General features: G+C 54.6%; 15 protein-coding genes and 1 rRNA gene. 11 read left to right on the top strand and 5 right to left on the bottom strand.

Translation table 11 applies throughout. The features are described from left to right. The first annotated feature begins 358 nt into the window (after nt 1-358). Nucleotides 359-5,830, top strand: coding sequence for a propionyl-CoA synthase subunit Pcs (pcs, locus tag AC01ZF_RS11975; RefSeq protein WP_476575376.1), 5,472 nt, complete (start codon nt 359-361; stop codon nt 5,828-5,830). An 83-nt stretch (nt 5,831-5,913) separates the two neighbouring features. On the opposite strand, the gene AC01ZF_RS11970 is transcribed toward pcs, so the two are convergent. The 3 genes from AC01ZF_RS11970 to recN form a co-directional block, all read right to left on the bottom strand. Then, the gene (locus tag AC01ZF_RS11970) at nt 5,914-6,936 is read right to left on the bottom strand and encodes an MraY family glycosyltransferase (RefSeq protein ID WP_424676046.1); all 1,023 of its coding nucleotides are present in this window, start codon (nt 6,934-6,936) and stop codon (nt 5,914-5,916) included. Between the two features lie 178 nt (nt 6,937-7,114). Continuing rightward, a complete protein-coding gene (locus AC01ZF_RS11965; protein ID WP_476575375.1) occupies nt 7,115-10,339 on the bottom strand; it encodes a hypothetical protein in 3,225 nt (1,074 codons plus the stop codon). Between the two features lie 33 nt (nt 10,340-10,372). Beyond that, entirely contained in the window at nt 10,373-12,133 is a 1,761-nt protein-coding gene (recN, locus tag AC01ZF_RS11960) for a DNA repair protein RecN (RefSeq protein WP_424676044.1), read from the bottom strand. A 202-nt stretch (nt 12,134-12,335) separates the two neighbouring features. Here recN and AC01ZF_RS11955 point away from each other — a divergent pair, with 202 nt between their 5' ends. Both AC01ZF_RS11955 and AC01ZF_RS11950 read left to right on the top strand, forming a co-directional pair. Beyond that, entirely contained in the window at nt 12,336-12,863 is a 528-nt protein-coding gene (locus AC01ZF_RS11955) for a hypothetical protein (RefSeq protein ID WP_015942089.1), read from the top strand. Nucleotides 12,864-13,333: 470 nt separating this feature from the next. Continuing rightward, nucleotides 13,334-13,513 carry a hypothetical protein gene (locus AC01ZF_RS11950; protein WP_424676043.1) on the top strand — a complete coding sequence of 60 codons (180 nt, stop codon included), beginning with the start codon at nt 13,334-13,336 and terminating at the stop codon, nt 13,511-13,513. Nucleotides 13,514-13,593: 80 nt separating this feature from the next. On the opposite strand, the gene AC01ZF_RS11945 is transcribed toward AC01ZF_RS11950, so the two are convergent. Then, complete coding sequence (locus AC01ZF_RS11945) at nt 13,594-14,646, bottom strand: saccharopine dehydrogenase family protein (protein WP_476575374.1); 1,053 nt, start codon at nt 14,644-14,646, stop codon at nt 13,594-13,596. A 108-nt stretch (nt 14,647-14,754) separates the two neighbouring features. Between AC01ZF_RS11945 and AC01ZF_RS11940 the strand changes: the two genes are divergently transcribed. The 7 genes from AC01ZF_RS11940 to AC01ZF_RS11910 are packed head-to-tail and all read left to right on the top strand — an operon-like array spanning nt 14,755 to nt 20,253. Further along, a complete protein-coding gene (locus tag AC01ZF_RS11940; RefSeq protein WP_424676041.1) occupies nt 14,755-16,179 on the top strand; it encodes an amidase in 1,425 nt (474 codons plus the stop codon). A gap of 54 nt (nt 16,180-16,233) precedes the next feature. Next, entirely contained in the window at nt 16,234-17,295 is a 1,062-nt protein-coding gene (locus AC01ZF_RS11935) for a hypothetical protein (protein WP_428113078.1), read from the top strand. After that, nucleotides 17,267-17,944 (top strand): class II aldolase/adducin family protein, encoded by a 678-nt coding sequence (locus tag AC01ZF_RS11930; RefSeq protein ID WP_424676039.1) that lies wholly within the window; start codon nt 17,267-17,269, stop codon nt 17,942-17,944. The genes AC01ZF_RS11935 and AC01ZF_RS11930 overlap by 29 nt, the downstream gene beginning before the upstream one ends. A 15-nt stretch (nt 17,945-17,959) precedes the next feature. Continuing rightward, on the top strand, nt 17,960-18,241 hold the full coding sequence (locus AC01ZF_RS11925) for a DUF507 family protein (RefSeq protein WP_015942094.1): 282 nt from the start codon (nt 17,960-17,962) through the stop codon (nt 18,239-18,241). Between the two features lie 25 nt (nt 18,242-18,266). Next, on the top strand, nt 18,267-18,932 hold the full coding sequence (locus AC01ZF_RS11920) for a DUF6962 family protein (protein ID WP_424676038.1): 666 nt from the start codon (nt 18,267-18,269) through the stop codon (nt 18,930-18,932). Between the two features lie 17 nt (nt 18,933-18,949). Continuing rightward, entirely contained in the window at nt 18,950-19,348 is a 399-nt protein-coding gene (locus tag AC01ZF_RS11915) for a FixH family protein (protein ID WP_428132401.1), read from the top strand. An 11-nt stretch (nt 19,349-19,359) separates the two neighbouring features. Then, the gene (locus AC01ZF_RS11910) at nt 19,360-20,253 is read left to right on the top strand and encodes a TlpA family protein disulfide reductase (RefSeq protein ID WP_424676036.1); all 894 of its coding nucleotides are present in this window, start codon (nt 19,360-19,362) and stop codon (nt 20,251-20,253) included. On the opposite strand, the gene AC01ZF_RS11905 is transcribed toward AC01ZF_RS11910, so the two are convergent. Continuing rightward, nucleotides 20,243-21,238, bottom strand: coding sequence for a CaiB/BaiF CoA transferase family protein (locus tag AC01ZF_RS11905; protein WP_424676035.1), 996 nt, complete (start codon nt 21,236-21,238; stop codon nt 20,243-20,245). The two genes, AC01ZF_RS11910 and AC01ZF_RS11905, sit on opposite strands and share 11 nt — an antisense overlap. A 435-nt stretch (nt 21,239-21,673) precedes the next feature. Here AC01ZF_RS11905 and AC01ZF_RS11900 point away from each other — a divergent pair. Further along, nucleotides 21,674-21,797, top strand: a 16S ribosomal RNA gene (locus AC01ZF_RS11900); the annotation flags it as partial.

The following is a 21,797-nucleotide window of genomic DNA, read 5'->3' as shown; positions in this document are numbered from 1 at the left end:
GGTGAGATGGAGTATGATTGTTTGTAACTGCACTGTATATTATAGAGTATACCACCTAAGCCGGTAAGTCTGAACTTGTGACGGAGTACCGTAACGGGAACTTCCTAGGTTGTTTTCATGATGCGAATAAGCGTTTTGAAAGAGCAATGCATGACGTGCATACCGCTATTCTCGATTTGATCTACCGTGATTGAGCCTAGATCACGGTTTTGTTCGCTCATTCTGGGCAAATAGTGAACAATTCTCAATTATTGAGGGCTTGACGAAGTGCGTTATCGAGAGTAGTCTATAGTATGCACCCCTTGTTATATCTATCACAACCGGTACAGATCATGACTTGCATGGAGGAGGACTGTCGATGATCGACACTGCGCCCCCTGCCCCCTCACGGGCGCCCCGTTCCAACCCAATACGGGATCGTGTTGATTGGGAAACCCAGCGCGCAGTAGCGCTTGCTAATCCCGGCGCGTTTCACGGTGCCATTGCCCGCACGGTAATCCATTGGTACGATCCGAAGCACAATTGCTGGATTCGCTTCGATGAGAGTAGCCAGCGTTGGGAAGGTCTCGATGCTGCTACCGGTACACCGGTCACGGTCGATTATCCCGCCGACTATCAGCCGTGGCAGCAGGCTTTTGACGATAGTGAAGCACCGTTCTACCGCTGGTTTTATGGTGGTCTGACGAACGCCTGCTTCAACGAGGTTGATCGGCACGTTATGATGGGTTACGGCGATGAGGTCGCTTACTATTTTGAAGGCGACCGTTGGGATAACTCGCTCAACAACGGGCGTGGTGGGCCGGTTGTACAAGAGACGATTACCCGGCGACGCTTGCTAGTTGAGGTGGTGAAGGCTGCGCAGGTGTTGCGCGATCTTGGTCTCAAAAAGGGCGACCGGATTGCGCTGAATATGCCCAATATTATGCCGCAAATTTACTATACCGAAGCGGCGAAACGTTTGGGCATTATTTACACACCGGTCTTTGGTGGATTCTCCGATAAAACCCTCTCAGATCGTATCCACAATGCCGGTGCGCGGGTGGTGATTACCTCTGACGGTGCGTACCGCAATGCACAAGTTGTTCCGTATAAAGAGGCGTATACCGATCAGGCTCTTGATAAGTATGTGCCGGTTGAGACAGTTCGCCGCATTGTTACCGAAACACTGACGACCCTACCGTTGAGTGCTGACCAACGCCAGAAGATTATTGATGAAGTTGAGTCGGTTCTTTCCGGTGAAATTACCATCGAGCGTTCCGATGTGATGCGTGGCGTTGGTGCGGCACTGGCCCAGATCCGTGATCTTGATGCGGCAACACAGGCCAATGTGCGTACTGTGTTGGCGCAGGCGTTGGTCGCTTCGCCACCCCGCGTCGAAACGGTAGTTGTGGCACGTCATACCGGCCAAGATATTCTGTGGAATGCCAATCGTGATCGCTGGAGCCACGAGCTGTTAGAAGCGGCACTTGCGAAAATCTTGGCAAACGCACGTGCTATCGGGATCGATGTGCATAGCGAAGCCGATCTACTGAAGTTGCCGGACGATCAGCTCATCCGTGCGCTGTATGCGAGTGTGCCCTGTGAGCCGGTTGATGCCGAGTACCCGATGTTTATCATCTATACCTCGGGGAGTACCGGTAAACCCAAGGGAGTCATCCACGTTCACGGCGGGTATGTGGCCGGTGTGGTGCATACGTTGCGGATAAGCTTTGACGCTGAGCCGGGTGACACGATCTACGTCATCGCCGATCCGGGCTGGATCACCGGTCAGAGTTATATGCTTACGGCGACGATGGCCGGTCGTTTGACCGGGATCATCGCTGAAGGTTCGCCGCTCTTCCCATCGTCAGGGCGGTATGCCAGCATTATTGAACGGTACGGGGTGCAGATCTTCAAAGCCGGCGTCACTTTCCTCAAGACGGTGATGTCGAACCCCCAAAATACCGAGGACGTTCGCCTCTACGATATGTCGTCGCTGCGGGTTGCTACCTTCTGTGCTGAGCCGGTGAGTCCGGCTGTGCAGCAGTTTGGTATGCAGATTATGACCCCTCAGTATATCAATTCATACTGGGCGACCGAGCATGGTGGGATTGTGTGGACCCACTTCTATGGGAATAACGACTTCCCGCTCCGCCCCGATGCACATACGTACCCGCTGCCGTGGGTGGCCGGTGATGTATGGGTAGCCGAGACCGACGAGAGCGGGAATGTGCGGTATCGGGTGGCCGATTATGAGGAGAAGGGTGAAATTGTCATCACTGCACCGTATCCCTACCTCACGCGCACAATTTGGGGCGATGTCCCCGGCTTTGAGGCGTATTTGCGCGGTGAAATTCCGCTGAAGGCGTGGAAAGGTGATGCCGAGCGGTTTATCAAGACGTACTGGCGGCGTGGGCCGCACGGTGAGTGGGGCTACATTCAGGGCGATTTTGCCATGAAGTACCCGGATGGCAGCTTCACCCTGCATGGCCGCTCAGACGATGTGATCAATGTGTCGGGCCACCGAATGGGTACCGAAGAGATCGAGGGCGCGATCTTACGTGATCGCCAGATTACGCCCGATTCGCCGGTTGGGAATTGTATCGTTGTCGGTGCTCCCCATCGTGAAAAGGGTCTGACGCCGGTTGCTTTCATCCAGCCCGCACCGGGGCGACGGTTGACGGCTGCTGATCGCCGACGACTCGATGAGTTGGTGCGCACCGAGAAGGGTGCGGTGAGTGTGCCCGAAGATTATATCGAGGTCAGTGCGTTTCCCGAGACGCGCAGCGGTAAGTATATGCGCCGCTTCTTGCGCAATATGATGCTCGATGAGCCACTCGGTGATACGACGACGCTGCGTAACCCTGAGGTGCTTGAAGAGATTGCAGCTAAGATCGCTGAGTGGAAGCGCAAGCAGCGTCTGGCCGAAGAACAGCAGATTATCGAGCGCTACCGCTACTTCCGCATTGAGTACCATCCACCTGCCGTAAGTGCCGGCAAACTGGCGGTGGTGACGGTGACAAATCCGCCGGTTAATGCATTGAATGAGCGCGCACTCGATGAATTGAATACGATTGTTGATCACCTGAGCCGGCGGAATGATGTTGCGGCGATTGTGTTTACCGGCCAAGGTGCCAAGAGCTTCGTGGCCGGCGCTGATATTCGCCAGTTGCTCGAAGAGATCCACACGGTCGAAGAGGCAATGGCGCTCCCCAATAATGCGCACCTCGCCTTCCGCAAGATCGAGCGTATGAACAAGCCTTGCATTGCCGCGATTAACGGTGTAGCGCTCGGTGGTGGTCTGGAGTTTGCAATGGCTTGTCACTACCGTGTGGCCGATGTGTACGCCGAATTCGGTCAGCCTGAAATCAATCTGCGCTTGCTACCCGGTTACGGCGGTACCCAACGCTTGCCACGCTTGCTCCACCGGCGGAGCAACGGTACCGGTTTGCTCCGCGCGCTTGAGATGATTCTGGGCGGCCGCAGTGTTCCGGCGGATGAGGCGCTTGAGCTGGGCTTGATCGACTCTATCGCCACCGGTGATGCCGATGCATTGACGCTGGCCTGCTCGTTGGCCCGCGAGGCAATTGCTTCTGATGGTACGTTACGTGAAGATGCCGCTGTGACCAAGGCTTTCCGACAGCGCCACGCGCAACTCGAAGAGTGGCGCAAGCCCGATCCGCATTTTGCCGATGACCAATTGCGCTCGATCATTGCCCATCCGCGTATCGAGCGGATTATTAAGCAGGCTCATACGGTTGGGCGTGATGTGGCGGTGCATCGTGCGCTTGATGCGATCCGCTACGGTTTCATTCACGGCTTTGAGGCTGGCCTTGAGCACGAAGCAAAGTTGTTTGCCGAAGCAGTGGTCGATCCGAATGGCGGTAAGCGTGGTATCCGCGAGTTCCTCGATCGCCATAGCGCGCCATTGCCGACGCGCCGGCCATTGATTAGCCGTGAACAGGAGCAACTGTTGCTGGAGCAGAAAGAGCTGTTGCCGATTGGATCGCCCTTCTTCCCCGGTGTGGACCGGATTCCGAAGTGGCAGTACGCGCAGGCCTTTATCCGCGATCCGGAGACCGGTGCTGCGATGCACGGCGATCCGATTGTCGCCGAGAAGCAGATTATCATTCCAGTCGAGCGACCACGTGCAAATCAGGCCCTGATCTATGTGCTGGCCTCTGAGGTCAACTTCAACGATATCTGGGCGATTACCGGTATTCCGGTTTCGCGCTTCGATGAGCACGACCGCGATTGGCACGTGACTGGGTCGGGTGGAATTGGTTTGGTGGTGGCTCTTGGCGAAGAGGCACGTCGTCAAGGCCGTTTGAAGATCGGTGATCTGGTGGCAATTTATTCGGGCCAGACCGATTTGCTCTCACCGCTCGTGGGTCTCGATCCAATGGCGGCCGATTTCGTCATTCAAGGGAACGATACACCCGACGGTTCGCACCAGCAGTTTATGATTGCCCAAGCGCCGCAATGTATGCCGGTGCTGCCGGACATGACGCTGGAGGCTGCCGGTAGCTACATCCTGAACCTCGGTACTATCTATCGTGCGCTCTTTACCACACTGCGAGTACAACCCGGTCGCACGATCTTTATCGAGGGTGCCGCAACTGGTACCGGTCTCGATGCGGTGCGGACCGCAGCCCGCAATGGCTTGAACGTGATCGGTATGGTCAGTTCGCCGAGTCGTGCGGCGACGGTATTGTCAGCCGGTGGTAAAGGGGCTATTAACCGAAAGGATCCGGCAATCGCCAACTGCTTTACCCGTGTCCCCGAAGACCCGTCGGAATGGGCTGCATGGGAAGCCGCCGGTCATCCGCTCCTTGAGATGTTCCGTGCCCAGAATGGTGGTCGCCTGGCCGATTATGTGGTCTCGCACGCCGGCGAGACGGCGTTCCCGCGCAGCTTCCAGTTGCTCGGCGAGCCACACGACGGTCATATCCCGACGCTGACCTTCTACGGTGCGAGTAGTGGGTATCACTTTACCTTTATCGGCAAGCCCGGTGCTGCTTCGCCGACCGAAATGCTGCGGCGGGCCGGGTTGCGGGCCGGTGAAGGTGTGTTGATCTACTACGGTGTCGGAAGCACCGAATTGATCGACGGCGCCGGTCTTGAGGCAATCGAGGCTGCCCGTCTCATGGGCGCTCGGATTGTGGTGGTGACGGTCAGTGACGCACAGCGCGAGTTCCTTCTTTCACTGGGCTTTGGTGCTGCCTTGCGCGGTGTGATCAGCATTACCGAGCTAAAGCGACGCTTCGGTGATGAGTTCGATTGGCCAAAGACGATGCCACCCTTGCCCGACTCACGGAAGGACCCGCAGGGCTTGAAAGAAGCGGTGCGGCGCTTTAACGATCTCACGTTCAAGCCGATCGGTAGCGCTGTCGGCGGTTTCTTGCGCACACCCGATAACCCGCGCGGGTATCCCGATTTGATCATCGAACGTGCCGGGCACGACGCGCTGGCGGTGAGCGCTATGCTGATCAAGCCGTTCACGGGTCGGATCGTCTACTTCGAGGATATCGGTGGTCGTCGCTACTCTTTCTTCGCGCCTCAGATTTGGGTACGTCAACGCCGTATCTACATGCCGACTGCCCAGATTTTCGGTACGCACCTCTCGAACGCTTATGAGATTGTGCGGATGAATGAGGAGATTAGCGCCGGTCTGATTACGATCACCGAACCGGCAGTGGTACCGTGGGATCAGTTGCCGGAAGCTCATCAGGCGATGTGGGAAAACCGCCATACCGCGGCTACCTACGTGGTCAACCATGCCTTGCCACGGCTTGGGATTAAGACGAAAGACGAGCTGTACGAGGCATGGACGGCAGCCGATCGTGAATAGGTACGGTACGCTTACCAAACTTGTTGTCAGGCGAGAGGGGCGGATCAAGTAGCCGCCCCTCTCACCATTTGCGCTGGTTGCAGTTACGTTCGCCGTGGCTGTCCTGCCGGACAAATGCGTTCTAGCCAGATAATTCCACTCACAGCGATGGTAAGTAAACCGGCGAAGACGACGTATGCTTCGGAGGGGCGCGCTTGGGTTACGTAGATTCCAGTTAGCCCACTTGCACCGGCCAGTAAGTAGCAGGTGAGCACTGCTTCGCGCTTGGTTAGGCCAAGTGCATGGAGCCGGTGCGAAAGGTGATCTTTGCCGGCGGTGGTAAATGGATTCACCCGCCGACGTACTCGCGAGACGAACACTAACGCGAGATCAAAGAGCGGCAAACCGAGTACGCAGACCGGCACGAGCCACGTTACCAATGGTGTGTTGGCAAGAAAACGTAACTTGATCGCTAACGCAGCGAGAACAAAGCCGATGAAGAGACTGCCTGTATCACCCATGAAAATGCTGGCCGGATTGAAATTGTAGCGGAGAAAGCCGAGACACGCCCCGATCAGTGCAGCGGCCATTGCTCCAACTAGCACTTGGCGCGGTTCGTTCATTGCGGCCAGCAGGAGAAAAAAGGCGGCAGCAATTGTCGCTATGCCACCCGATAATCCATCCATGTTGTCGAGAAAGTTGATCGCGTTGGTAATGACTACAACCCAACCCAGAGTGATGATCCAGTTGATCACCGGCCAAGGGAAGAGCTGCACCTGTGTCCCGCCGAGGAGAAGGACCGTCGCGGCTAGTATTTGCCCGGCCAATTTGAGAACTGCCGACATACCCCAGCGGTCGTCGGCCAACCCAAACAGTGAGATGATCGTAGCCCCGAGAAGGATTCCGATTAATTCTCGGATGTAGTTCAGATTACCGAACAATAATAGTGCTACGACAAAGGCCGTGTAGATCGCGGCTCCTCCTAACAGTGGAATCGGTGTCGTGTGGATGTCGCGGGTACGGGGGACGGCGATCACACCACTCCGCAAGGCGGCTCGCCGTGCGATAGGTGTAGCGACGATTGAAAAGGTTAGTGCGGTGATGAAGATGAGTGCAATATTAACCATACTAATACCCTAACGCAAAGCCGCGAGTGTAAGCTACTTAGCGCTCCGCATGCCAATTACCTTGGATGCGGCGCGGTAGCGGCTGTTGTTAGCACTTAATTTCAGCTCTCTCTCTTTTGCTCGTCAGTGCCCGACTCACAATTACTTCGCGATCTTTGCGTTCTTCGCGATCTTTGCGTTACCGCAGTTGCTCAATCTGCTTAATCAGTTGCTCAACTCGGGATAACTCACCGGTACGACCGCTACGCTGCAAAACCGCCAACATACGGCGTGCCTCGGTCAATGCTGCATCATATTGAAGTGTCTCACTCAATACCAACGTATACTGCTCGCTCAACGCAGTATTTGTCGGTTGGATCGACACTGCACGTGCATATGGCTCAACGGCGCCGGCAAAATCGTTTGTCTGCACCGCGAGGCGGGCGACGGCTGCATACAGGTTTGCAGCTTGTGCTTCAAGGGTGGGTAGTTCGAACGCCCGTTCCGGTTTTTCCCGCGTTTCGGCTAACACCCGCTCTGCGCGCGCCGCCTGTACGGCGAAAGCGTCACGCAGTTGGTTAAGCAGATCGGGGCGACTGTTCAATGCGGGAGCAATCCGATCAAGGTTCTCAACCATCTGCTGAGGTGCTTGCTCGATGGCGCGGAGGTAGTATGTCGTGGCTGTATCGAGATCACCGCTGCGAATACGGATCAGCTCACCGCGTCGGAGAGACGTGTCACCGAAGTTCGGATCGAGTCGAGCCGAAGTGTGCAACAACTCATCGGCCTGTTGGAAAAATGTGCCGGCTTGTGCAGCATCACCGCTAACAGTGGCATATTCGGCCAGTTGTATCAGGACACCGGCCCGCTCGTTCATCAGTGCAACATCTTGAGGGGCAATCTCGGCGACGCGCTCATACCACTTGAGCGCCGTATACAACCGTTGCACATCGTTCGTCCAACTATACCAAAATAGATTGATTCTGCCGAGATTTGCGTAATGGTCTTTGTTGAGTGGGCTAAGTTGATGGGCATGCAATAATGCCGCCTCTGCGTGGGCAAGTAAACTTAACGGCGAAGAACGCTGGACGAATCCGGTCACCGCCTCTATCCCGTCGAGACGTAACAGTGCGTCAAGACGAGGTTGACCGGCCTCACCAAGATTGACACCTTGGAGACGGAGTGTTTCGGCAAGTGACATTAAGCTACGGGCAAGGTGCAAGTAGTAAAAGTCCTCACCCGGATTAGCCCGGATGGTGGCGATATATTCATTGAGGGTAGCGAGCTGGGTGCGGATCGAAACTTGACCCTGGTCGCTATAGCTTTGACCTTGCTGAAAGCGCATGTCGGCGTAAATGGGCTGTATGTTCAACCACCAGATCAGGCCGGCAGTAATCAGACCTATCAGAGCGACGGTGCCTATCGTACCGGCAATCGGACGGCGAGCGGACGGACGGCGTACCGGCGGGCGCGGTTGGTTTCGGCGCGTAGATTGGCGTTCGGCCCGCTGCGCCACGACCGGTTCAGGGGTTGTGGTTGGTCGTTGGGCATGCCCGTGCTCGATGCGCTCTGCTGCGATAGCCAACCCTATCAACAACCAAAACATCATCAGGGTTGCCACAATGGGGATACCGGTTAGTCCTTCGACCACATGGGCAGTGATTGCGCTCAAAATACCGATGATGAACAGTTGATACTGCCAACTCGTCGGTCGACGCAATTGACGAAAGCAAAACCAGACCAGGCTACCGATCAACCAGAGATAGGTTCCTAAGCCAAACAAGCCTTTTGTCACAAGCTCATCGAGCAATGCCTGATGTGAACGATCGGGGGAAGCGCCACGCGCTTCAACATTTGCCAGCGACGGTGGATAGAAACGATTGAAAGCGACGAACATACTCTCCGGCCCCCACCCGATGAGGAGGCGCAGTGGATCACTCGTGATCAGACCGATAGTTCCGCTCCCGTGCTCATCTCCCACCCAAATCAACCGCCGTACTAAACCGGTACCGCTATCCACTTCCAGCAGTCGCCCCATACGACCAAGGTACGGAATTTCGCGCATTTGGGTAAAGATGGGAGCATCAGATAGATTAAACACGATCAGAAACCCACTGACCGAGACGGTCAACGCTATCCAGCCAGCCAATGCCTGCGTCAGCAAGCGACTACCGCTAAGATTGCCATTTGCCCGTAACCGTTGTCGCCCGTACCACAGCATCAACGAGATGAATACGAATAGTCCAGCTCCGAGTCCGATCCATGGACCGCGACTCTGGCTGAAAAAGATGGTTAACAAGACAAGGATCAATACAACCGCGTGGGCGATAACACTAAGCTGCCACGTCAAACGTGACGGTTCGGGCGGTGGATTACCGACAAGGGTGAGGCCATAGCCGATAACTAAGACAGCTATCGCTAATCCGAGCCATACGCCCCAATCAAGCGCATTTGCTGCGATGTCGGGTGATGCAAATTGCTGTACGCCGGCAGATGCGTTCATAACGAACGCTAATGCAAAGCCTAGCAGATACAGGAGGGTAAGTATCAGTGGCCAGCGTGGGAGTGCTTGGTTACGATGAACTGTTAGTAGCCACCAGAGTGCAGTCGCACAGATGATTGCTCCTGGGAAGAGCCACCAATAACGAAAGTCAATTGTCTGAATTGCTACACTAAACTTCAAGATAGCGATAATCAGGAGGGTGCCACTCAACCAGAGTGAGACACGTGACAGCGCCCAGCGCCATTCGGCGGCCGGTCTATCGCTTGTTGGGGCGACTCGTGCAGCGGCAAGAGTCGCACCCAGTCGGTAGAACGCTAGCGGTACGATCATAATTAAGTAGGCTGCCACGAAAATCGAATTCCCCAGCGTTGAGGCGACGCGGGCAATCACATCACCGCGCCACGGCAACGGATCAAGCTGATAATGCTGCATGATTCCGTACATCGATACGACAGTGGCGGCAGACAGACTTAGTGTGACAAAGCGCTCTCGTTGGGCTGGTGTACGTAAGGCGACGGCGACTAACACACCTAACATCACGTAGGAAAGGTAGGTGTACAACCCCTGCATGCGTTGGTATGACCCCCATAGGCTAGCTGTGGGCGTGATGGACGTTATGGCTGTCAAAGCAAATACCGCTGTATAGGCCACGATTGACCAGAGGAGCGGCGAGGCACGCACGGTTTGCCACCATGACGTCGGTTGGGTATCGGAAGGACGCTGACTGAGCCAATCAAGCAACCAAGCCAACCCGGCGGTGAGACCGATCAACGCGAGCGAACGCAACACAGCCGCCTTGTCAGGTTCAAAATGGCGGGCCGAATAGAGGTTAAAATAAATTGGCACGAGTGTCAGGGCCAATAACCAGCTAGCCTCAATCACCCGTACACTCCAGCGACCAATCGTACTCTGCGAGGACATGATGAATTCGAAGCCTCTCTGCATGTCTTGATACTAGGATTTTGTCATCAGTTCGGCTTGGCGGTGCGATTTCCAAGTCTGTGCTCGTTCGAGAATCTGACGAGCATTAGCCCGACTATGGTCGTTGGGAACACCATCGAGCATTGCCGCAAGCTCATCGATCCGTTGTTCGGCGGACAACACCTCAACGCTGGTGCGTGTGCGCCCGGCATGAACCTCTTTACGGATATGGTAATGCGCGTTAGCGAACGCTGCCACTTGCGGCAAGTGGGTAATACACAGTACCTGATGACGTTGACTAATCGCCCAAAGCTTCTGTCCAACCACGTGACCTGCTCGGCCACCGACACCGGTATCGATCTCGTCGAAGATCAGGGTTGGCACCTCATCTACCCGTGAAAGAATCGACTTCAGAGCCAGTAGCAAACGAGCACTCTCGCCACCTGAGGCGATACGGGCCAGCGGTTTCAGTGGCTCACCGGGGTTAGGGGCGATCAAAAACTCCACCCGATCGATGCCGGTCCGATCGCAAGCAACCCGGCGTCCGTTTACCGGTAGCCCCTGTGGATCATCGTCGTATGTTATCTGAACGGCGAAATGGACGTTAGGCATCGCCAAATCTTGCATTGCCTGGATAATCTGGTGACTCAATTCATCACCAACTTGACGCCGGCGCTGCGATAATTCAATGGCAAGACGGGCCAATTCAGCCTGTAAAGCCTGCTCTTGCTTCTCAAGATCGGCAATATGGCTCGTGCGATTACGCAGATTCTCAAGCTCTGCTTCAGCTTGCGTAGCCCGCTCGATGAGCGTAGCCAAATCAACCCCATACTTGCGCTGTAAATCCCGCAGTACTGTTAGCCGCTCTTCGATCATGTCGAGGCGACGCGGATCGATATCGAGATCAGCACGATAGCTGCGCAATGCCGCTACCAAGTCTTCCAGTTGATAATGGATATCGGTAGCTTGCTGCGCCAACGGAATTGCGCGCGGATCAAAGCGGGATAATTCGTTCAAGGCGTCAACCGCAAGAGCCATAGCGTCAATCGCTGATCGTCCACTTCGTCCCTCACTACCGGCATACAGTACACGGTACGCATCATCGGTTAAGCTGGCAATCCGAGCTGCATTCTGAGCAATAGTCCGTTCCCGTAACAATGCTTCCTCTTCGCCGGGTTTAAGCTTCGCTGCCATGACATCGTCACGCAGCATCTCCAGCTCTTCGATCCGCTCTTGTCGATGAGCTTCTCCGGTGCGGAGTTCGGCTAATTGGGCTTGTACCGTTCGCAATGCCGTCAACTGATCAGCAACCCGCTGCCGTATCGGTAACAAATCACCAAACCGGTCGAGCAGTTCAAGATGGGTACGGGGGTTAAACAGTGACTGACCTTCGTGCTGACCATGAATATCGATCAGCCGGCTCCCAATCTCGCGTAAAGTGGCGCTATTGACTGCACGCCCATTGATCCGAGCGATGCTACGCCCCGACTCGGCAGAGATCTCACGAACCAGAATGACTTGATCGTCGTCTTCGGTCAGTAAACCGAGTTCGGTCAGTAGCGGGAGTATATGCGGACAATCATCAAGGCTGAAGACACCTTCAACCCTTGCTCGTGGACATCCGGCGCGGACAAAGGTAGGATCAACTCGCTCACCGCGCAAGGTACTGAGAGCGTCAATAATAATCGACTTACCGGCACCAGTTTCACCGGTAAGCACAGTAAAGCCCTGCTCAAAGCGCAGATGCAGACGATCAATAATAGCGAAATCCTGAATCTGCAACTCGATCAACATATCGCAGGTGCCACGAATGTCTCAGCAGTGTCAGCGGTATCATCCTGCGAGCATTGTACCATAACCGGTTTGCCATTATTTGGCTGTCGGTCTATACGCAAACATAGCACAAAGGTTCTTGACAGTCAATCTGTGCTCTGGTATAATCCCGAACAAGTGAGCTAAGAACTTTTGTTCTAATTACTAGCGGAGGAGGACTGCCATGGCAGTAACAAGTCGTGAAATCCGCTCGACACGCCGGATGCCATCAGTTCCTGTACCGGTCTCTTCATTCGGCAATACCGCGTACATCGTGACCGGTTTACTGGCCATTTTAGCGCTCTACGTCCTTGTCAGCGGCCTGATCGGTTGGGGGCAGGTTGTCGTTGATGACTGGAGGTATGGGCGACCGCGTACCTTTCATCTCACTGCCGACGTTGGTCGCGCAGAGGAGACGATGGGGCCGACACGCTTGATCGCCATGAATCTCGATCGGCAGGTGCTCATTTTGGAAATTCCCGGCGGTGATGTTTCCAAAACCCGCACCATTATCGGACCGTACCTTGTTGGCGCCAACGAGGACTTGACCCCGATCACGATGCGGTTAGCCGATTTGAACAACGATGCGCTACCCGATCTCGTTGTAGGGATCAAGAACGAGGAGATTGTCTATCTCAATCGCGGTGATGGTTTTGGGCTGGTAACGGCGGAAGAGCGGCAGAACATTTTGCGCCAGATGTCTGTTCGTTAGGAATGTTGTGGATGAGTTAGCCATACACGTTTAGTCTAGTCATCGTACACCAATGGTGACTGCTGTCGGTTAGCTATCGAGCAATGCGAGTTGGTCACGAGTGGCTTAACTATGGCGTAGATTGCAACGTCTCGTTTTTGCAGCGTATGAAGTCTGTACCGCGAAGAATGAGGTGACAACTGTTGAAGGATAACGGTACGGAAGAGTATCAAGAAGATGTAACAATGCGTGTAGCGAGCATCAGTCTCTCACGGGTGATAGAATGGCGTACTCGCTGTGACATGGCGAGTACGCCATTATCATAGCAACAGTAGCGGTGGGGCAGGTTGCCGGGCAACGTGTCGCAGTGGTTGTGGGGCAGGTTGTCGTGGGCGTCGCGGCGGGGCTGGTTGTCGCGTGTTGTGAATGGAGGGGCTAGTCGTCGCGCGTCGTAGCGGGGCAGGTTGCCGGGCAATGTTTCGCGGTTGGATGTGGGGCTGGTCGCCGGGCAACGTATCTCAGTGGTGTGTGGGGCCGGTCGCTGGGCAATGTGTCGTGGTGGCGTGTGGGGCAGGTTGCCGTGGGCGTCGCGGCGGGGCTGGTCGTTGAGTGTCGTGGCGGGGCTGACCACCGCGCGTCGTGACGGAGTTGGTCGTCGCCGTGTGTTGTGACGGGGCTGGTCGTCGCTTGTTGTGGCGCGATAATGGGTGGAGCTAGTCAGTCACAACGCTGCTACTTTGTTTAATTTTATTTAATCACCCATGTCACGTATAACCACATCTGGTATCTCGGTGATCAAGTTAGACCCATACAAACCGGCGGGAGTATGGAATCCTGGTGTCACATTCCCATTCAATACTTTCTGTACAATCAACAACGCAGTCTGTACCGTGAGTGTGTATCCTTCTGGACCGTCTAATCGGCTTATCACACGCCGTCCACTAAGCTCGGAGGCTTCACCAACAATCGTACTTCGCCCGTGGGTACGGCTCGTTAGGTCAGGACCGTAGAGAGTACGGGCCAGCAACCAACGCAATCCCTGACGTATCACCGGTAACTTTATCATCGGTAATAGCCGTCGTCCTAATCCAAGCCAGTACCGTGCTCGTCGTGGAATTGCAACAAACACTTTAATGTTGGGAATACCGGTTGTGTAGTAAGCTGTCGCAACATCACCCCATGGAATACTGACACAGGGTTGTGGTCCGCGTCCAAAATCGAACGTGCGAACTTCCGATAGTGGTGGTGTTCGGATTAATCTGCCGTTACGTCGTTCACAGCCAGTGGCTGCCATAGTTAACATAGTAATCGCAGTTCCGCGTGAAATGCTGCCGAGCGCACGAAACGCCAGTATCAATGTCGTTGCTGTCGGCAAGCGACGGGCGAGATGGGCGGCTAGACAGTCTGACGGTACGATGTCGAAGCCCACACCGGGCATCAGCATGATACCGGTCTGTTTGGCAACTCCGTCATAGGCCGCTGCTGCCTCAAAGACACTAATCTCGCCGGTGATATCGAGATAATGCACACCGGTAGATAGACACGTATCGATCATCGGTGAACTTGTCTCTTGGAACGGTCCGGCGCAGTGCAACACTAATTGCGCCCCACGTAGTGTGTTGCGCAGTCCATCTCGATCATCGAGGCGGCAAATCGTAAACGGTACGTTCAGTTCTTGTGCCAATGCTGCAATCACCTCTGTGTTGCGCCCGGCTAAGCGTGGCCGGAGTCCGGCAGCCACCGCAGCACGAGCGATAAGTGTTCCGGTGTAACCATTCGCACCGTAGATGATCCAATCGTTCATACTCACCTTTCGCGTAAGCGAGGAATCGTTTCGTATCTTCACAATGATACATCACGGTTTTGATACAATAACAGCGCGTGCCGATATGTATTTCAATGAGTGCCATCTATGGATACAGAACTTTGTTTGCAACCGGCCACCGTTATTGCTCGTCTGATCCGCCAACGCGCCGTTTCTGCCAGCGAAGTGCTCGCTGCACACTTGTCACGGATCGAGGCGATCAATCCTCGCGTAAACGCGATCGTAACGCTTGATGTTGAGGGTGCCCAGAGGCGGGCCAACGCCATCGATGCTGCTCTAGCTCGTGGCGAAGACCCCGGACCACTAGCCGGTTTACCGGTTGCCCACAAAGATCTGGCCGAAACTAAAGGTCTACGCACGACGTATGGTTCTCCGATCTTTGCCGATTTTGTCCCCGATTTTGATGCACTGATCGTCGCCCGTCTAAAAGCTGCCGGTGCAGTGACGATTGGGAAGACGAATACGCCTGAGTTTGGGGCCGGTTCGCAGACGTTCAACCCGATCTTTGGCCCGACTCGTAACCCCTACGATCTGAGCAAAACGTGTGGAGGTAGTAGCGGTGGTGCGGCGGTAGCTCTTACTTGTGGCCTCATCCCAATTGCCGATGGTAGTGATTTTGGCGGATCACTGCGCAATCCGGCAGGGTATTGTAATGTGGTTGGTTTTCGTCCCTCTCCCGGTCGGGTGCCGGTTTGGCCCGATCCCACGCCGTATTTGCCGTTTGTAGTCGATGGCCCAATGGCACGTACCGTGGCCGATATTGCTCTTGTGTTACAGGCAATTGCCGGTCCTGATCCGCGTGCGCCGCTCTCGATCAGCGAGCCGGCCGGTATCTTTGCTCAATCACTCGAACGTGACCTGCGTGGCGTGCGGGTTGCATGGAGTCCTGATCTAGGTGGTTTGCCTGTCGATCCGCGCGTTACTGAAGTAATCATGGGTCAGCGTGCAGTGTTCGAGCAACTTGGCTGTATCGTTGAAGAAGCCACCCCCGATTTGCGTGATGCCGATGAGATCTTTCAGGTCATGCGCGCCTTTCGCTACGAACTCACCCTTGGTGAGTTGCTCGATCACGAGCGTGCGCGAATCAAAGATACTGTTGTATGGAATATTGAAACTGGGCGTGCGTTAAGTGGCCCACAAGTTGGGCGTGCGATGCGATTGCACGCGGCGCTATTGGCTCGCCTGTACGAGTTTATGCAGACGTATGAATTTATCATTGCACCGGTGAGCCAGGTGCCCCCATTTCCGGTTGAGCAGCCGTACATTACCGAGATCAATGGTGTACCAATGCAGAATTATATTGAGTGGATGCGCTCATGCTATTACATTTCGGTCTGTAACGTACCGGCGATCTCGGTACCGGCCGGTTTTACCCGCGATGGTCTACCGGTTGGGATCCAAATTATCGGGCGACCAAGAGCTGATCTGAGCGTTCTCCAGCTAGCCTATGCCTACGAGCAGGCCACGCAATATTGGCGACGCCATCCGTCCCTCGCAACGAAATCAAATTGATAGTGCTATAATGCATACGTGCAAACTGTATCATCACCGGTTAGAATACCATCTATGTTGGGACGGCCACAGATCATCTTCTTCTGTGAGCTAGAAGGGCCGCCCCTCCTTGAGTTGCTCACGCAGCCGGGAGTGCTCTCGTTCCTGGCAAATGGCGAGTATGGTATTGCTGTTGCACTGCACAACCTGTCGCTTGAAACAGCGCAAGCGGTTGCATTGCTCAACCAACATCACATTCCGGTGATCGCTTGGCTGCTGTTGCCTGCTGAAGAAGGTTTCTGGTTCAATCTCCAGAACTATCCGCAGGCGATTGAGCGGTATCGGGCGGTGCGTCAGTGGGCATCGACACACTCGCTACATTTTCAAGCTATTGGGATCGATATTGAGCCGCCTTTAGGTGAGGTCATTGCCAGTCGGCGACGTGGTATGCGCGATATTGCCCGTCGCATTTGGCTTGCTCACGAAAATGTCCTGTACGAGAGTGCGCGAGCGGCCTATCTCGATTTAATCGCCGAAATTCATCACGATGGCTATGAAGTGCATACCTATCAATTACCGGTTATCGTTGATGATCGGCGAGCCGCAACAACGACGATCCAGCGCGCACTCGATATTATTGACTTGCCTGCCGATGTTGAAGTTCTGCTCTGCTTCAGCAGTATTCCGCTCGAACAATTGGGCAACGACCTTGGTGGTGCTCTAATCGATAGCTACGGTCCGTCGGCTGATGCAGTTGCCGTCGGTTGTATCGTCGGCAGTGCTGTACGTTCTAGTAGCGCCGAGGATTTACCGCCACTGACATGGGATGCGCTCGAACGGGATCTGCTGCTCGCCGCTCAATATACCGATACCATCTATCTCTTTTCGCTCGAAGGATGTGTTGAGCGGGGATTACTGCCGCGTCTCGCGCAGATCGATTGGGGTTCCCCGTCTCGTCCAGAACTTGCGAAGCGTCTGATCGTGCAGATGCTTCGCCTCTTGCTCTTCATTGTTGTGCTGGCGATGCGGTTTAGCCGTCCATTGCTGGCATGGTCGGGTTGGATTGTAGCAGCGATACTCCTATTCCGTCTTCGCCAACAAAAACGTTATGACCACCACCTCACTCACCGAGATTGAAAGGGCGCTACGCGCCGAAATGGTATTGTGCGGTCGCCTGCTCTATGAGCGGGGGTTGATCGTAGCCGGTGATGGTAATCTCTCGGCCCGGCTTCCTGATGGTACGATTTTGATGACTCCGGCCGGTTTGGCCAAAGGGATGCTGACCGCCGATGATCTGGTCGTCGTCGATCTCGACGGACGGTTAATTCGGGGAGAACCCAATCGCCAGCCGTCCTCAGAACGCTATTTGCATCTCTTTGTCTACCAACATCGGCCCGATATTATGGCTTGTGTTCATGCTCATCCACCTACGGCGGTTGGGGCTACTCTTGCCGGCGTTAGTTTAGCTGAGCCGTTGCTGCCTGAAGCGCAGATCGCCCTCGGTCCGATACCAACTGCACCGTATGCTCTCACCGGTACCACCGAGATGGGAGCGGCAATTGCCCCATTTGTCGCCGATCACGAGGTTATCCTATTAGCGTATCACGGTGCATTAACTTACGGTGCAACGCTGATGCAGGCCTTCCACCGAATGGAACAAGTTGAACACTGTGCGCGTATCCTGCTAGCGGCCCATCTGTTTGGTGGTGCGCGGCCCTTACCGCCCGAGCGTCTCGCCGAATTGGCCGAAGTACGGCGGGCATTTCGGCTGGCCGGGCGTGTGTGATGAAAGGAGAAAACGATGAAACTTTCTCCGGCTAAAGTTGATCAACTGGCAACAATGCTAGTTGATGTGTTAGCTGAAACCGATGGCGTGCTGTTTCAGACGAGCGATCCCGAATTGCGGGCCGCAATTCGCGAGATTATGATCGACGAGCTAGAAGTTGAAGATCGCTTGAACGCCGAGGTTCATCAGATGTTGCAAGCGTACAAGTATGAGATTACCCACGGGCGTCTCGATTATGATACGCTCTTCCGACGCTTACGCCAGCGCCTGATTGCCGAACGTAAGATCGTTCTCTAATCAATGAAATGACCAGGACAATAAGTTGAAGACGTGGCTAACCGACAACCTGATTGATGATCCACGCGAACAGACAACCGCTGCTACCGATCTGTTGTTGGCAGTGGGAGCTTATATCGCAATATGGCGTCTGCACGGTGAACCAAGCTGGCGTCGGCAAGTCTGGCAGAGTGCATTTGGGATCCTGGTTGGGAGTAGCGTGCTCGGCACGATTGTTCATGGTTTGCGTCTATCTGAGGCCAGCCGTGAACGCCTCTGGCAGCCCCTCAATTTGTTGCTCGGTTTGGTGCTTGCTCTGTTCGCCACCGGCGCAATCAGTGATCGTTGGGGAAAACGGGCCGGTCAATGGGTGTTGCCGCTGTTGGTCATTGCGGCCCGTGGTTTTGTGTGGCTGAGCCGTCGTGTACAACGCGGGTTCCTCCCTTTCATTCTTTACGAAATTACAGTGATGCTCACTGCATTGGTGATCTACATCGATCTTGATCGCCACCGGTATCCTGGTGCCAGAAACATCACTATTGGTATTCTTATCACGATGCTCGCCGCCGGTATACAAACTAGTTCCTTAGAATTGAGGATCGGCAAGCTCCCGTTTGACCATAATGGTCTGTTTCATCTGGTGCAATTGACAGCTTTTCCCTTCCTTGTTGAGGGTGTTCGGGTTACATTAGCGGCAAATCCTGAAAGTTGAAATTAGGTAGATGGGTGATGGTAGCTTGGACACAGTGCTTTTGGCTCATTGTAGTGGTCGTCGCATTGGTGGCGTGTAGCAGTGGTGTTGTCCCACTCCGTGAAACACAGATTGTCGATGATCTCGAGATAACACTCGATACACCAAACCGACCACGGATGAATACCGCCGTCGATTTTATCGTCTTGCTCCACGATGCCCAAGGCAACCCGGTCGATGATGCCAATGTATACCTCGATCTTGACATGCCGGCGATGCCAATGGGCGTCACCAGGCCGGTTGCACTACCCGATGGGCCGGGTCGCTATTGGGCACGCACGGCGTATACTATGGAGGGATTATGGGAAATTACCGTTGTGGTGGAACGTTATTCAATGACCTATCGGGCAACGTTCCACCGCGATGTGCTGCAATAACGGAGAACATCATGCTACGATTACGATTAATCCTGCTCTTCACCTTGAGTATAGTCGTCTTCATAACCGGATGTGCATCGCAAACTGCGACTCCGACACCGGCGGCTACACCAATAGCCCCGGTTATCGCAGCCTCGGAGTTGGTCGTGGGTCCCAACCGACTACCGTTTGGTCTGTTACAGGGTGGGGTACCGCTCAACGATCCAAATCTTTCGCTCAATGTTACCTTCTACTATGTTGGTCCCGGTGGCGATCGAACGAAACCGGTGATGACGGCCCAAGCGGTGTACCGTGGTCAAGGGTTACCGGTCGGTTTATACGTCGCTTATGCTACCTTTGATCGAGCAGGTGGTTGGGAAGCCGAGATCGACATCCCTCAAGCGACCGGATCGCAACGGAGCCGAATCAGACTTGACGTGAGTGAACGGGCTTTTGCCCCGATGGTAGGGGATAAGGCTATTCCGGTACGCAATCTCACTGCTGCCGATGTACCGTCCCTCGATCGTTTAACTTCAGATCCTCGTCCCGATCCTGACTTTTATCGCCTGACCGTTGCAGAGGCGCTAGCGAGTGGTAAGCCTTTTGTCGTTTCCTTTGCCACTCCCGGCTACTGCCAAACTGCCGTATGCGCACCGAATATAGCCGTGTTGAAGCAGCTAAAAAACGAATTCGGGGATCGCGTCAACTTTATCCATATCGAAGTGTACCCCTATCCATTCGGCGAGTCATTTCAACAGGCCAAGACGGTTGATGCTATGCACGAGTGGAATCTACGTACCGAGCCATGGACATTCTTAGTTGACGCGAATGGTATCATTCAAGCCCGTTACGAAGGTGGGATCACCTTTGACGAGTTGCGTCCGGCGATTGCGCAACTAGCCGCCGGACAGCCCGTCAATCCCTAGGCAACGTCTCAACAGCCAAGGTTACGCTTAATCCACCCTCTTGCCCGGCTTCCGCCGGTGTCAAGACGGGTGAAATGCATGCGTCGAGGTTGGCAAACGTATCCATCCATGCAGCCAACGAACGCTGACGGAATGTAGCTGCAAGGGTTTCGATGAGCATGCGTTGAGCCGGACGATTGTACTGTAACGGAATAAGATCGGGCCGATCAATAGCGGCACACATCCGCTCCCAGAAATGCGTTTCCAGCGCAGCTACTGCCAGCCAGCGCCCATCGGCAGTCTGGTACAAACGGTAGCACGCGAGACTACCGTTTAGTGTATCAAGCGCAGCTAAGCCGGCGTATGCCAACGCCAACGCCGGTGTATTAAGCCAACGTGCGGCAGCGAGCATCGAAGTCTCGATACGTCCACCTCGTCCTGAGTGTTGGCGAGCTAATAAACCTGCCAATACGGCACTTGCTGCCATAAGACCACTCACCATATCGGCTGCATGCACACCGAGCACACGTGGTGGTTGTTCGCCTACTGTCAGCATGCCACTCAATGCTTGTGCATTCAAGTCGTGTAACGCTGCCGCACGGTGTGTGTGACCAATTGGCGCGCCTCTGATCGACACGATCAGCAAGCTTGGGTTAAGCTGTAACAAAACCTCGTCTGACAGCCCAAGTCGATCAAGTGCTCCCGGACGTAGACCATCGATCAAGATGTCGGCTACTCGCACGAGATCGTGCAATACTGCTAGTGCATCAGGTTGGCGCAAATCGAGTGTTTGACAGTGCTTGGCTCCATTCAGGAGAGCAAACAGTGGATGTTCGCCGGTCTGATCAACTGGAGGCAACGTTCGCATAGGGTCGCCACCGGGCCGTTCGATCTTGACGACCCTTGCGCCTAATCCGGCCAATAAAGCACCACACAACGGCCCCGGAATATAGTTCGCGATCTCAATCACCGATATGCCATGCAATGTCTGTGAAAGGTCAAGCATAGGTATGCACCACTCACCAGAGCGACTGCCAATGGTGTTATCGTAACACAACCGCCACACGAGCCTGTTTGAACAAGAATCCATACAGATAACCGAAATCGAAAAACGTTGTTTAGAGCACTATGAAGCGAAAAATCGAGAAAATAGAAACCTCTTGACAACTTAGAAGCAGAGTGATATACTATCGGAGCTGGAACGAACGAGGTCTCACTCGCGAGTAGCGAGGCAGACTAAACAAGTGGAGAGCAAACCGAGCGAAACGCGCTGAAGACAATTCAGAGACGTCGCCAGGAAACTTCAGTAATGCTGAACTTTCCTGGTTTTGTTTTCTCCCTCGTTCCGCAGCGCACCTTCACAACTGAATGACGAGTAAGCCAGAAATAGATGCCACGTCAATTCGGTGAAGGGAACAGCGTAAGCTGTAACTCGACACCATCTATGTAGAGTTTGATCCTGGCTCAGGACGAACGCTGGCGGCGTGCCTAATGCATGCAAGTCGAACGCAGCGGCCGTGTGCCGGCTGCGTGGCGAACGGCTGAGGAACACGTGGGTGACCACC

Source organism: Chloroflexus sp. (genome assembly GCF_056331925.1).
Note: the sequence above shows the minus strand (reverse complement) of the source record. Positions and strands in the feature narration are given on the sequence as shown.

What these genes read in the sequence shown, in the direction of transcription:
- AC01ZF_RS11935 (WP_428113078.1), top strand. Translation starts at nt 16,234, where the DNA reads ATGTTGGGACGGCCACAGATCATCTTCTTCTGTGAGCTAGAAGGGCCG.
- AC01ZF_RS11940 (WP_424676041.1), top strand. Translation starts at nt 14,755, where the DNA reads ATGGATACAGAACTTTGTTTGCAACCGGCCACCGTTATTGCTCGTCTG.
- AC01ZF_RS11925 (WP_015942094.1), top strand. Translation starts at nt 17,960, where the DNA reads ATGAAACTTTCTCCGGCTAAAGTTGATCAACTGGCAACAATGCTAGTT.
- AC01ZF_RS11955 (WP_015942089.1), top strand. Translation starts at nt 12,336, where the DNA reads ATGGCAGTAACAAGTCGTGAAATCCGCTCGACACGCCGGATGCCATCA.
- AC01ZF_RS11965 (WP_476575375.1), bottom strand. Translation starts at nt 10,339, where the DNA reads ATGTCCTCGCAGAGTACGATTGGTCGCTGGAGTGTACGGGTGATTGAG.
- AC01ZF_RS11930 (WP_424676039.1), top strand. Translation starts at nt 17,267, where the DNA reads ATGACCACCACCTCACTCACCGAGATTGAAAGGGCGCTACGCGCCGAA.
- AC01ZF_RS11970 (WP_424676046.1), bottom strand. Translation starts at nt 6,936, where the DNA reads ATGGTTAATATTGCACTCATCTTCATCACCGCACTAACCTTTTCAATC.
- AC01ZF_RS11905 (WP_424676035.1), bottom strand. Translation starts at nt 21,238, where the DNA reads ATGCTTGACCTTTCACAGACATTGCATGGCATATCGGTGATTGAGATC.
- recN (WP_424676044.1), bottom strand. Translation starts at nt 12,133, where the DNA reads ATGTTGATCGAGTTGCAGATTCAGGATTTCGCTATTATTGATCGTCTG.
- AC01ZF_RS11915 (WP_428132401.1), top strand. Translation starts at nt 18,950, where the DNA reads ATGGTAGCTTGGACACAGTGCTTTTGGCTCATTGTAGTGGTCGTCGCA.
- AC01ZF_RS11945 (WP_476575374.1), bottom strand. Translation starts at nt 14,646, where the DNA reads ATGAACGATTGGATCATCTACGGTGCGAATGGTTACACCGGAACACTT.
- pcs (WP_476575376.1), top strand. Translation starts at nt 359, where the DNA reads ATGATCGACACTGCGCCCCCTGCCCCCTCACGGGCGCCCCGTTCCAAC.
- AC01ZF_RS11910 (WP_424676036.1), top strand. Translation starts at nt 19,360, where the DNA reads ATGCTACGATTACGATTAATCCTGCTCTTCACCTTGAGTATAGTCGTC.